The following is an 11,083-nucleotide window of genomic DNA, read 5'->3' as shown; positions in this document are numbered from 1 at the left end:
GCGACCTTCCTCCCATCTACCCGCCGCATCTACTTCCACATCTTCTGGATAGCTATTGGGCTTCGAGTTTCATGGCCCTCTCGCCCAGATGTGGCTGCCTCATATGCGGTTCCTGTTCGTCGGGCCAGGAGTTTGCCTACAGCTTCCTTCAGATTCCGCCTCACGACGAACACCCTTGCTGTTCAGCTAACGGTTCCCGCTATCAGGGTCCGTAGGGGACTTTCACCCCCAAGTCATCCGGCCAACCACCACGGCGGACCGGATAGCGCCTAATTGGCGCTGCGCGCCATGCCTGGCGCACCATGCAAAAACCCGGCTTTAGGCCGGGTTTTTCAACAGGCGCTCGCCTGCGGTGAAAGCCGATCATCGTAATCGCGATTACTTGATCTTGGCTTCCTTGTAGATAACGTGCTTACGGACCACCGGGTCGTATTTCTTGAATTCGAACTTATCCGGGGTGTTCCGCTTGTTCTTATCAGTGGTGTAGAAGTGGCCTGTACCGGCACTAGACACCAGCTTGATCTTATCGCGCATGGTTTAACTCTCCCAAAAGTGCTTAGCAAAAAGCTGGCTTAGATAGCGTCGCCGCGTTTGCGGATATCGGCCAGAACCGTCTCGATACCTTTCTTGTCGATGATGCGCATGCCTTTAGAGGAAACGCGCAGCTTGACGAAGCGGTTTTCAGACTCAACCCAAAAACGATGGGTGTGCAGGTTCGGCAAGAAACGACGACGTGTCTTACGCTGGGAGTGAGAAACGTTATTACCAGTTACCGGACGCTTGCCGGTAACCTGACATACTTTGGACATGAGAGCCTCCAACCGCTTGGCGAGTTGTTCAAAACTGTCGGGCAAACCGGAGCAGGGAGGGAGTCGACGCAGTTAACCGCCTAGCTGTACCCAAATCCGTTATTCAACCCAAGTTCAAAGGTGGCACTTTATACCAGAGCACCTAGCTACCAGCAAGCGAAACCGCCCAAAAAGGCCAAAAAAGCGCGTTTTTGGACAATTTACTTAGAAAAAGGGCAAAGACCGAAGGGTCGAGCACACGTCTTCTGCTGCTGATGCTGCTGAAAATTACCGCTATAGCCAGCCACGCTCGGCAAATGACACCACTTCTCCGTCCCCCACCACAAAATGATCGAGTACCCGCACGTCAAAGAGTGCAAGGGCATCTTTTAAGCGTTCTGTGATACGTCGATCAGCATCGCTGGGCTCAGCCACACCCGATGGGTGATTGTGGGCCAGGATGACAGCACCAGCGTGTAACTCAAGCGCACGCTTGGCAACTTCGCGGGGGTAAACGGATGCGCTGTCTAGGGTACCGCGAAACAGGGATTCATAGCGAATAATTCGATGCTGTGTATCCAAAAAAAGTACGGCGAACTCTTCATGCCCCAAGTGACGCAGCTGTGAGCTCAAATAGTGGCGCACCAACGCAGGCGACGTTAGGGCATTGCCACGAGCCAGTTGGCTGGCCAAATGCCGTCGAGAGAGCTCTAGGGTGGCCTGCAACTGGGCAAATTTAGCACTTCCCAGACCACGGGCGGAGCAGAACTGGGTTTGGTCCGCCTCAAGCAACTGCCTTAACCCCCCAAAGTTCGCCAGCAAGTCCCGCGCCAAGTCTACCGCTGAGCGCCCCTGCACGCCTACTCGCAGAAAAATCGCTAACAGCTCGGCATCCGAAAGCGCCTGCGCGCCCATATTCAACAGCTTTTCCCGTGGCCGCTCACCTTCGGGCCAATGATTAATCCCCATCCACGCCTCCCTAATGGTTCTTTTAACGCACTACCATGACCACCAGCCTCACTATACCTCGCATTATGGCGAATCTGCCGAGCATGCCAAAATAATCAGCCAAATGGTATGGTAAGCCCCTTGTTGATCGTCACACTGGACTGCCCACCATGGCCCCACTTTCGCACTCCCCCTTATCGTCGCTAGCGGGTAAGCGCCTGCTGCTGGGCGTTAGCGCTGGCATCGCGGCCTACAAAAGCGCCCTTATCGTGCGGCAGCTAAAACAGGCTGGCTGCGAGGTTCGTGTAGTGATGACCGAGGGAGCCCAGGCGTTTATAACGCCACTCACGCTTCAGGCACTTTCGGGCGAGCCGGTGCGTACCTCGCTACTCGACCCTGAAGCGGAAGCTGGCATGGGGCATATCGAGCTGGCCCGCTGGGCGGATGCCATCGTCATCGCCCCGGCCACCGCCGACTTGATCGCGCGGCTGGTCCATGGCATGGCGGATGACTTACTGACCACTCTATGCCTTGCTTCTGAAGCACCGCGCCTCATCGCCCCTGCGATGAATCAGGCCATGTGGCGCCACCCAACCACTCAGCGCAATGTGAAACAGCTGGCCACCGATGGCTGGCAGCTGATTGGCCCGGCGGCGGGCGATCAGGCCTGCGGCGACGTCGGCCCAGGGCGCATGAGCGAGCCTGATGAAATTCTGGAGGCCGTGAGCCGCCATTTTGCACCGCCCATTACCCCTTCGGCCAGCGCCCCCCATGTCGTGATTACCGCTGGCCCCACGCGGGAGGCACTAGACCCTGTCCGCTACCTGTCGAATCACAGCTCGGGGAAGATGGGCTATGCCCTGGCGGCCGAGGCGGCCGCGCAAGGCGCACGAGTAACGCTAATCAGCGGCCCGGTGAATTTGCCTACTCCCCAAGGAGTCGAGCGGCTCAACGTCGAAACCGCCGTACAAATGCATACAGCAGCGCTTGAGCTAGCGCCCCAGGCGGCGCTGTTTATCGGCTGCGCAGCGGTGGCCGACTACCGCGCCGCCAACGCGGCCGAGCACAAGCTGAAAAAAACCGACGACCAGGACACCCTAACGCTCACGCTGGTGAAAAATCCCGACATCATTGCCGATGTGGCGGCGCTACCGGACGGCCAGCGCCCCTTTGTCGTGGGCTTTGCCGCCGAGACCCAAGACATCGAGCGTTACGCCCAGGATAAGCTCGCCCGCAAAGGGCTCGATATGATCGTCGCCAACGATGTTTCCCAACAGGGGCTGGGATTTGGCAGCGACGACAACGCGGCGCTCCTGCTATGGCGAACATCCGACGGTAGTGACCGACTCGTTGCACCGCCACAGCCTAAAACGCAGCTGGCCGCGCTGATCGTTCGGCACGCCCTCACCCACCTCTCTTTGACCTCTTCTGGAGCCTAACCATGAGCAGTTCCCGCCCTCGCCTGCAGTGCAATGTGTTGGATGAGCGCCTGCACGACTATCTCCCCACCTATGCCACGACAGGCTCTGCGGGCATGGACTTACGCGCCCTGCTGGATGAGCCGCTCACCCTTGCCCCCGGCGAATGTCAGCTCGTCCGCACCGGCCTTGCCATCTATATTGAAGATCCGGGTTTAGCGGGAATGATTCTGCCGCGCTCTGGCCTAGGCCATAAACACGGCATCGTGCTGGGTAACCTAGTTGGGCTCATCGACTCCGACTACCAGGGCGAGCTAATGATCTCGGTATGGAATCGCGGCCAGGACAGCTTCACGATTGCGCCCTTCGAGCGGCTCGCCCAGTACGTTCTGGTCCCCGTGGTGCAAGCTGAACTCGATATCGTCGATAGCTTTAACGACTCTACTCGCGGCAGCGGCGGTTTCGGCAGCACCGGCCGCCAGTAACCCCGTTCGCCAGCCCACTCCCTTTCAGCGTTTTTCAAGGATCGATGATGACCGTACCCGCTTCGATATTTCGTGCTTACGATATTCGCGGCATCGTGGATGACACGTTAAGCGAAGCCACCACCGAGCTGATTGGCCGCGCCGTCGGCTCTGAAGCCGCCGTTCGTGGCGAGCAGACGGTGATTGTGGCGCGAGATGGCCGCACCTCTGGGCCGCGCCTGCAAGCAGCGCTCATTCGCGGCCTTCAGGCCGCCGGGCGGGACGTTATCGATATCGGCATGGTGCCCACGCCGGTGCTCTACTTCGCCACCCACACGCTGCCGGAGAGCCGTTCAGGGGTGATGCTCACCGGCAGCCACAACCCACCGGACTACAATGGCTTTAAAATCGTCCTGGCGGGCGACACCTTATCGGGCGACGCGATTACTGCGCTCTTTGGGCGTATCCAGGCGGGCAATTTCACCCAGGGCCAGGGCAGCGTGAGCAGCCAAGATCTGCGCGCCAGCTACCTGGAACGCATCTTGAGTGATGTGAAGGTAACACGCCCGCTCAGCGCCGTGGTGGATTGCGGCAACGGTGTGGCCGGAGAGCTTGGCCCGCAGCTTATTCAGCGGCTTGGGGTCACCACCACACCACTGTTTGACGAGATCGATGGCCGCTTCCCCAACCATCACCCCGACCCCGGCAAGCCGGAAAACCTGCAGGATCTGATCCATCACGTCCAGCAGAGCGGTGCCGACATCGGCCTTGCCTTCGACGGCGACGGTGACCGCCTGGGCGTCGTCACGCCCCGTGGGCGTATGATTTACCCTGACCACCTGTTGATGCACTTTGCCACCGATATGCTGTCGCGCAACCCTGGTGCCAAGGTGGTCTTCGATATCAAGTGCACCGGCAACTTGGCCAAGGTGGTTAGCGAGGCTGGGGGTGAACCCGAGATGTGGCGCACCGGCCACTCACTGATCAAAGCGCGTATGAAAGAGACCGACGCGCTGCTGGGCGGCGAAATGAGCGGACATATCTTCTTTAAAGAGCGCTGGTACGGCTTTGATGACGGCCTCTACTCAGCCGCACGGCTGCTGGAGATTCTTGCCCAATTCCCCGGCGACGCGGACACTTTCTTTGACCAATTCCCCCAAGATGTCAGTACGCCAGAAATTAACGTCAGCGTTGCCGATGAAGAAAAATTTGCCATTATCGAGACACTTGCCAGAGAGGGCGACTTCGGCGAAGGTATCAAAACCACGCTGGATGGCATTCGCGTTGATTACACCGACGGCTGGGGATTATGTCGCGCCTCTAATACGACGCCCGCCCTGGTACTGCGTTTCGAGGGAAAAGATAGCGCAGCGCTCGCTCGAATCCGCGAGCGCTTTGAAAAAGCGCTACATGGCATCGCGCCTACACTGACCATACCGGCCACCACAACGACATGATCGCGCCCTTAGAACGCGCGACGTGTTAAAAAATGCTGTCATCCAGGCGCGTAAGCGCCTAGCAACGCAACAGACATTAAAAAGAGCAAAGGGACAACGTCATGAGTTCAGCTAGCCGCGACCCCCAGGTCGTTGTGGAGGTGCTGTCAGAAGCGCTTCCCTATATTCAGCAATTTTCCGGTAAAACTGTCGTCGTGAAATATGGCGGCAATGCCATGACCGAAGACACGCTGATCGACTCATTTGCTCGCAACATCGTGCTGATGAAGGAAGTTGGCATTAATCCGGTGGTGGTTCACGGCGGCGGCCCGCAAATTGGCAGCCTGCTGGAGAAGCTCAATATCGAATCCCGCTTCGTGAATGGCATGCGAGTCACTGACTCGCAAACCATGGATGTCGTGGAGATGGTACTGGGCGGCTTGGTGAACAAGAGCATCGTCAACCTGATCAATCAAAGCGGCGGCAAGGCGATTGGCCTGACTGGCAAAGATGGCGCCCAGATTCGCGCCCGGCAGCTGAAGGTGGAGCACCAGAGCCCGGAGATGACCGCGCCGGAAATCATCGATATCGGCCATGTCGGCGAAGTGGAATCGATCTCCACTGACCTGATCGAGATGCTGGCCGCCCGGGACTTTATTCCGGTCATCGCTCCCATCGGCGTGGATGACAAAGGTAACAGCTACAACATCAATGCCGATCTGGTAGCAGGCAAGCTGGCCGAAGCGCTGAACGCCGAGAAGCTGATGCTGCTGACCAACGTGGCGGGCTTGATGAACAGCGAAGGTAAGGTATTGACCGGGCTCACGACCGTTCAGGTAGACGGCTTGATTGCCGACGGCACCATCTATGGCGGGATGCTCCCCAAGATCCGCTGTGCACTGGACGCGGTGAAAGGTGGTGTGAACAGCGCCCACATCATCGATGGTCGCGTGCCCCATGCCGTACTGCTGGAAATCTTTACCAACGCCGGGGTAGGCACCCTGATCACTGACGCAGGCTAATCGCGACGGAGGGCAAGAGTCATGAGTGACGATCGCAAACCTCGCCGCCGCGAGCAAATTCTGCAGGCGTTAGCCATCATGCTGGAAGAGGACAGCGGCAAGCGGATCACCACGGCCGCACTGGCGCGCCAAGTGGGCGTTTCCGAAGCGGCGCTGTATCGCCACTTCCCCAGCAAGGCGCGCATGTTTGAGGGACTGATCGACTTCATCGAAGAGAGCATTTTCGCACGCATTACCCGCATTCTGGATGACATCCCCGACGCCACGACCCGCTGCGGGACAATTCTCTCGCTCCTGCTCGGATTTGCCGAGAAGAACCCCGGGCTTGCCAGGGTGCTAGGGGGCGATGTGCTCACCGGTGAAACCGCACGGCTGCGCCAGCGGGTACACCAGCTCTTCGAGCGCCTGGAAACCCAACTCAAGCAGGTGCTGCGGGAAGCCGAGCTGCGCGAAGGGTGGCGCACCAGCATCACCGCCTCAGCAGCGGCCAACCTGCTCATCGCCCAGGCCGAAGGGCGTATTTCGCAATACGTCCGCAGCGACTTCAAGCGGCTGCCTACCGAGTATTGGGAGGATCAGTGGACGCTACTCTCGGGCCAGCTATTTAGAAACGCTTCCCAACCCGCATAATGAGGCGCGTGCTCTCAGCACATGCACAAAGCAAATGAAAACGCCCCGCCGTAACGATACCGGCGGGGCGTTTTCCTGCGTGAGGCGTGAGTGTTACGCAGCGATGGCCGCGTCGCCCATTTTTTGGCGCAGCTTCTTCATGGCGTTCTTCTCAAGCTGGCGGATACGCTCGGCACTAACGCCGTATACATCGGCCAAGTCGTGCAGCGTGGCTTTATCATCGGTGAGCCAACGACGCTGCAGAATGTCCCGGGAGCGCTCATCCAGCTCTTTCAGCGCCAGCTGCAAGCGGCGAGTGGAGTCCTCTTCAAAGTCGCTATCCTCTAGCTGGGCCGCCGGATCGGCGGAGGCATCGTCAAGGAAGTAGGCAGGCGCTTGGTAAGCACTCTCCTCATCGTCGCTGGGCGAGGCATCATAACCTGCATCAAACGCCGAGAGGCGACCTTCCATATCGCGCACGACTTCGGGCTTCACATCAAGGTCTTTAGCGATGGCATCGACTTCATCGTTGTTCAGCCATGCCAAACGCTTTTTCGCGCTACGCAGGTTGAAGAACAGCTTGCGCTGAGCTTTGGTGGTAGCGATTTTAACGATGCGCCAGTTACGCAGCACAAACTCGTGAATCTCTGCCTTGATCCAATGCACGGCAAACGATACCAAGCGTACCCCTTGATTGGGATCGAAGCGCTTGACGGCTTTCATCAAACCGACGTTGCCTTCCTGAATCAAGTCCGCTTGCGGCAGACCGTAACCGGAGTAGCTGCGAGCAATATGCACCACGAAACGAAGGTGCGATAGCACCAGTCGACGTGCCGCCTCAAGATCGCCCTCATCGTAAAGGCGGAACGCCAGCTCGCGCTCCTCTTCGACGCTCAGCACCGCGATGCCATTCACCGCTTGAATGTAGCCACCCAGGTCATTGCCTGGTGAAAACTGTCCCACCGGTAGAAGACTAGTGCTCATATGCAGATGGCCTCCCTTAAAACCTATCGTGGTTGACGTGCTGGCGTCGCGTGAATGTGCGCAGCCAAACGTCTTGCGTTAACCTTAAGACCTTAGGCGAACCCAGAGGTTCAAACGATCGACGCACAGTTGGCATCGATCACGCCACGGGGGTAGAAATTCCCGTGACTGCCCGCATGGACAATATCGCGAAGTCTATGTACTGCCTATAACGTGAAGATGACAACGCGACAGACGCATGCTCAGCGCGGGCGTATGCTGGAAAGATGGCGCGTGACGGCAAGCCAAGCGCCCAGCCAGCCAAGTAGTATACTGCAGGATAGCAGAATTGTAGAGCCTGTCACATCTAGCTGCGGCAAGGTGAAGCTGGCACCGTAGCTGGCCGCCAGCGCCGCTACCGGCAGTGAGAGCCAGTGATTACCCAAGGCCAATAGACCCAGCGCCAAAAGCCCGCCGCCAGCGCCATACCAGGCTCCACTGTACAAGAACGGGCGACGTACGAAGGCGTGCGTTGCGCCGATCAGCATGACCACTTCGATTTCACGGCGTCGACTCTCCACCGCCAAGCGAATGGTATTACCGACGACCAGCAGTACACCGAAACCAAACAGCACCCCCAGCGCCAGCGCCACGCGGCGTCCCAACGCCGCCAGATGGCGCAGCCGCTCGACCCAGGCCAAATCGACGCGTACTTCATCGATGCCAGTTACCCCCTCGAGCCGCTCGGCCAGTTCAGCCATCGCAGCGGGCTCTACATCTTGAGGGGAAATGACGATACTCGTGGGGAGCGGATTATCGTCAAGCCCTGCCAGGGTATCGTCGATGCCCAACGACTGCTGGAAATCCGCCATGCCCTGCTCTGGGCTGATCATACGCGTCTGCGCCACGCCGCCGTCAGCACTCACCGCCTCTTCGATCCGAGCCGCCTGCGCTGCATCAATCCCCATATCGAGATAAACGGTGAGCGACGCGCTTTCATCCAGCTCGGCATCCAGCAGCTTGGCGCTGTCCAACGTCAGCCATAGAGCAGCGGGAAGTACCAAGGCAATGGCAATGGCCAGCATGGTCAGCAGGTTTCCCAACGGGTAGCGCACCAGTCGAAAAAGGCTATCCAGCGCCATGGCCCGGTGGTGACGCCCCCAGGCACGCAGGCGACTGCTAAAACGTGTTTGCTGAGCGCGCGCCCCACTGCGAGGGGCTGTTTCCGAGGCAGGTGCGGCGGGCTTGGGTGTTTGGCGCTTACCCCGAGGGGCGGCGCCGCTTTGGCGAGCATTGGCTGAGCGCTTCATGCAGCCCCCTCATCGGCGACTAAACGACCGTCCTGCAGACGCAGAATCCGATGACGCAAGCGCGCAATCAGCGCCAAATCGTGGCTAGCGATCATGACCGTAGTGCCGATGCGGTTGAAGTCCTCGAACAGCCCCATGATATCGGCAGAGAGCTGTGGGTCTAGGTTACCGGTGGGCTCATCGGCAAGCAGCAGCGCGGGCTTATTAACCACGGCGCGGGCGATGCCCACCCGCTGCTGCTCACCGCCGGAAAGCTCGATGGGCAGGGCTTTTTCGCGGTGCAACAGGCCGACTTTATCCAGAGCTGCCCGCACCCGCCTCGCCGCCTCTCGGGGCTCTACACCCTGAATTTCTAGCGGCAGCGAAACGTTATGGAACACGCTGCGATCAAATAGCAGCTGGTGGTCCTGAAATACTACGCCAATCTGGCGACGATAAAACGGCACCTGGCTGGCGTGGAGCTGAGCAATGTCATGCCCGGCTACCACTACTCGCCCACGGCTGGGCTTTTCTAGGCGCATAATCAGCCGCAGTAGCGAGCTTTTTCCCGCCCCGGAGTGGCCAGTCAGAAACACCATTTCGCCTCTCGCCACGCGAAAGTTCAGATGCGCCAGCGCGTCAAAGCGCCCTCCATAGCGCTTCCCCACATGCTCAAAAGCAATCATGCGCGACCATCATCCCCTTGGCGGTCAAACAGCGCGTTGACGAAGTCGTTAGCGTTGAAGGGGCGCAAGTCGTCCAGACCCTCACCCACCCCGATAAAGCGAATTGGCGTTTCTAGCTGTTTCGCCAGGGCAAAGATAATCCCGCCTTTGGCGGTGCCATCCAGCTTGGTTAAAGTAATGCCGCTAATCGGCACCGCCTCATTAAAAGTAGTGGCCTGGGAAATTGCGTTCTGCCCCGTGCCTGCATCCAGCACGAGCATGACCTCGTGGGGCGCCGTGTCATCGAGCTTCTGCATCACACGGTGCACCTTTTTCAGCTCTTCCATCAGGTGGCTCTTGTTGTGCAGCCGCCCGGCGGTATCGGCGATCAGCACATCTACGCCGCGAGACTTGGCGGCCGCCACCGCGTCGTAAATCACCGAGGCGCTATCTGCCCCTGTATGCTGGGCAATAACCGGTACGCTGTTGCGTTCGCCCCACACTTTAAGCTGTTCCACCGCCGCCGCACGGAAGGTATCCCCAGCCGCCAGCATGACGCTCTTGCCTTCGCGCTGGAAACGCTGGGTGAGCTTGCCGATGGTGGTGGTTTTACCCACGCCGTTGACCCCCACCACCAGAATAACGAAGGGGCCGTCGCTCTCTTTCTCGAAGCTGAGCGGCGCAGACACGGGTGCCAGCAGCGCGGCCAGCTCCTCCTGTAGGCCGCGATAGAGCGCTTCGGGATTATTCAGCTCTTTGCGGGAAACCCGTGCCTCAAGGCGCTCGATGATTTCGCTCGTCGCTTCGATGCCCACATCGGCCATGAGCAGCTGAGTTTCCAGATCCTCCAGCAGCTCGTCATCGATATGCTTTTTGCCAAGGAACAGGTCGGCCAAGCCGTCAGTAAGATTAGCGCGGGTTTTTCCCAGGCCAGATTTGATGCGCGCAAACCAACCTTTCTTCTCGCCTTTTTCGGATACCGGCTTCTCTTGAAGCGCAGGCTTCGCGGCTGGCTCTGGCTCTGGCTCTGGCTCTGGCTCTGGCTCTGGCTCTGGCTCTGGCTCTGGCACAGTGTCCATGATTGGCGCGGGGGTGACTTCCTCGTCAACGCCCGTTGGCTGAACGTCCTCTTTGCTCACCGGCTCAGGCGACTGCTCCTGAGCGAGCACCTCAGTGGGTTCGTTTTCGCGCTCCGGCGCGGGCTTGGGCGGCTCTTCTGCCAGCGATTCGGAAGGTGCTGATACATCAGCAGCAGGCTCCTTATCAGGCGCGCCTTCGGGCTCGTCTAGCAGCGCTGGCTGCTCTTGGGCGTCTTGAGGCTCCCGCTGGGAGTCGTGCTTTTTCTTACGTTTGAAAAAACCGAACATAGGTGTCATCCGACTAAATAGGTGAACATTGCGATTATCCTACCACCGCAGACCAAGACTTTGGATAAGTAGCCCGCTACAATCCGCGTTATGAAACGACAACGCTCCTCTCGC

General features: G+C 58.9%; 12 protein-coding genes. 5 read left to right on the top strand and 7 right to left on the bottom strand.

Annotated elements, in window-relative coordinates; genetic code table 11:
- Positions 1-378: 378 nt before the first annotated feature.
- The 3 genes from rpmG to radC all read right to left on the bottom strand — a co-directional run bounded on the left by rpmG (position 379) and on the right by radC (position 1,757).
- The gene (gene rpmG / locus BMY49_RS02135; RefSeq protein ID WP_009098622.1) at positions 379-534 is read right to left on the bottom strand and encodes a 50S ribosomal protein L33; all 156 of its coding nucleotides are present in this window, start codon (positions 532-534) and stop codon (positions 379-381) included.
- Between the two features lie 38 nt (positions 535-572).
- Complete coding sequence (gene rpmB, locus BMY49_RS02130; protein WP_038481085.1) at positions 573-809, bottom strand: 50S ribosomal protein L28; 237 nt, start codon at positions 807-809, stop codon at positions 573-575.
- A 273-nt stretch (positions 810-1,082) separates the two neighbouring features.
- Positions 1,083-1,757, bottom strand: coding sequence for a RadC family protein (radC, locus tag BMY49_RS02125; protein ID WP_044629736.1), 675 nt, complete (start codon positions 1,755-1,757; stop codon positions 1,083-1,085).
- A gap of 149 nt (positions 1,758-1,906) precedes the next feature.
- Between radC and coaBC the strand changes: the two genes are divergently transcribed.
- The 5 genes from coaBC to slmA all read left to right on the top strand — a co-directional run bounded on the left by coaBC (position 1,907) and on the right by slmA (position 6,706).
- Positions 1,907-3,175, top strand: a complete 1,269-nt coding sequence (coaBC, locus tag BMY49_RS02120) for a bifunctional phosphopantothenoylcysteine decarboxylase/phosphopantothenate--cysteine ligase CoaBC (protein ID WP_089674661.1) — start codon at positions 1,907-1,909, stop codon at positions 3,173-3,175.
- Between the two features lie 2 nt (positions 3,176-3,177).
- A complete protein-coding gene (gene dut, locus BMY49_RS02115; RefSeq protein WP_044629738.1) occupies positions 3,178-3,639 on the top strand; it encodes a dUTP diphosphatase in 462 nt (153 codons plus the stop codon).
- Between the two features lie 47 nt (positions 3,640-3,686).
- Complete coding sequence (locus BMY49_RS02110) at positions 3,687-5,075, top strand: phosphomannomutase/phosphoglucomutase (RefSeq protein WP_089674658.1); 1,389 nt, start codon at positions 3,687-3,689, stop codon at positions 5,073-5,075.
- A gap of 101 nt (positions 5,076-5,176) precedes the next feature.
- Entirely contained in the window at positions 5,177-6,076 is a 900-nt protein-coding gene (argB, locus tag BMY49_RS02105) for an acetylglutamate kinase (RefSeq protein WP_054644931.1), read from the top strand.
- A 21-nt stretch (positions 6,077-6,097) separates the two neighbouring features.
- Positions 6,098-6,706 (top strand): nucleoid occlusion factor SlmA, encoded by a 609-nt coding sequence (slmA, locus tag BMY49_RS02100; protein WP_054644930.1) that lies wholly within the window; start codon positions 6,098-6,100, stop codon positions 6,704-6,706.
- Positions 6,707-6,799: 93 nt separating this feature from the next.
- On the opposite strand, the gene rpoH is transcribed toward slmA, so the two are convergent.
- The 4 genes from rpoH to ftsY all read right to left on the bottom strand — a co-directional run bounded on the left by rpoH (position 6,800) and on the right by ftsY (position 10,969).
- Positions 6,800-7,669 carry an RNA polymerase sigma factor RpoH gene (rpoH, locus tag BMY49_RS02095; protein ID WP_062374879.1) on the bottom strand — a complete coding sequence of 290 codons (870 nt, stop codon included), beginning with the start codon at positions 7,667-7,669 and terminating at the stop codon, positions 6,800-6,802.
- Positions 7,670-7,911: 242 nt separating this feature from the next.
- The gene (ftsX, locus tag BMY49_RS02090; RefSeq protein ID WP_062374880.1) at positions 7,912-8,958 is read right to left on the bottom strand and encodes a permease-like cell division protein FtsX; all 1,047 of its coding nucleotides are present in this window, start codon (positions 8,956-8,958) and stop codon (positions 7,912-7,914) included.
- A complete protein-coding gene (gene ftsE, locus BMY49_RS02085; RefSeq protein ID WP_058579699.1) occupies positions 8,955-9,623 on the bottom strand; it encodes a cell division ATP-binding protein FtsE in 669 nt (222 codons plus the stop codon). Before ftsE ends, ftsX begins: the two co-directional genes overlap by 4 nt.
- Positions 9,620-10,969, bottom strand: a complete 1,350-nt coding sequence (gene ftsY / locus BMY49_RS02080) for a signal recognition particle-docking protein FtsY (protein WP_089674657.1) — start codon at positions 10,967-10,969, stop codon at positions 9,620-9,622. Before ftsY ends, ftsE begins: the two co-directional genes overlap by 4 nt.
- Positions 10,970-11,083 lie beyond the last annotated feature (114 nt).

Origin of the sequence: Vreelandella aquamarina (assembly GCF_900110265.1) — a bacterium.
GTDB lineage: Bacteria > Pseudomonadota > Gammaproteobacteria > Pseudomonadales > Halomonadaceae > Vreelandella > Vreelandella aquamarina.
Note: the sequence above shows the minus strand (reverse complement) of the source record. Positions and strands in the feature narration are given on the sequence as shown.

Coding starts and splice junctions, on each gene's coding strand:
- dut (WP_044629738.1), top strand. CDS start 3,178: ATGAGCAGTTCCCGCCCTCGCCTGCAGTGCAATGTGTTGGATGAGCGC.
- BMY49_RS02110 (WP_089674658.1), top strand. CDS start 3,687: ATGACCGTACCCGCTTCGATATTTCGTGCTTACGATATTCGCGGCATC.
- slmA (WP_054644930.1), top strand. CDS start 6,098: ATGAGTGACGATCGCAAACCTCGCCGCCGCGAGCAAATTCTGCAGGCG.
- ftsY (WP_089674657.1), bottom strand. CDS start 10,969: ATGTTCGGTTTTTTCAAACGTAAGAAAAAGCACGACTCCCAGCGGGAG.
- ftsX (WP_062374880.1), bottom strand. CDS start 8,958: ATGAAGCGCTCAGCCAATGCTCGCCAAAGCGGCGCCGCCCCTCGGGGT.
- rpoH (WP_062374879.1), bottom strand. CDS start 7,669: ATGAGCACTAGTCTTCTACCGGTGGGACAGTTTTCACCAGGCAATGAC.
- coaBC (WP_089674661.1), top strand. CDS start 1,907: ATGGCCCCACTTTCGCACTCCCCCTTATCGTCGCTAGCGGGTAAGCGC.
- argB (WP_054644931.1), top strand. CDS start 5,177: ATGAGTTCAGCTAGCCGCGACCCCCAGGTCGTTGTGGAGGTGCTGTCA.
- radC (WP_044629736.1), bottom strand. CDS start 1,757: ATGGGGATTAATCATTGGCCCGAAGGTGAGCGGCCACGGGAAAAGCTG.
- rpmG (WP_009098622.1), bottom strand. CDS start 534: ATGCGCGATAAGATCAAGCTGGTGTCTAGTGCCGGTACAGGCCACTTC.
- ftsE (WP_058579699.1), bottom strand. CDS start 9,623: ATGATTGCTTTTGAGCATGTGGGGAAGCGCTATGGAGGGCGCTTTGAC.
- rpmB (WP_038481085.1), bottom strand. CDS start 809: ATGTCCAAAGTATGTCAGGTTACCGGCAAGCGTCCGGTAACTGGTAAT.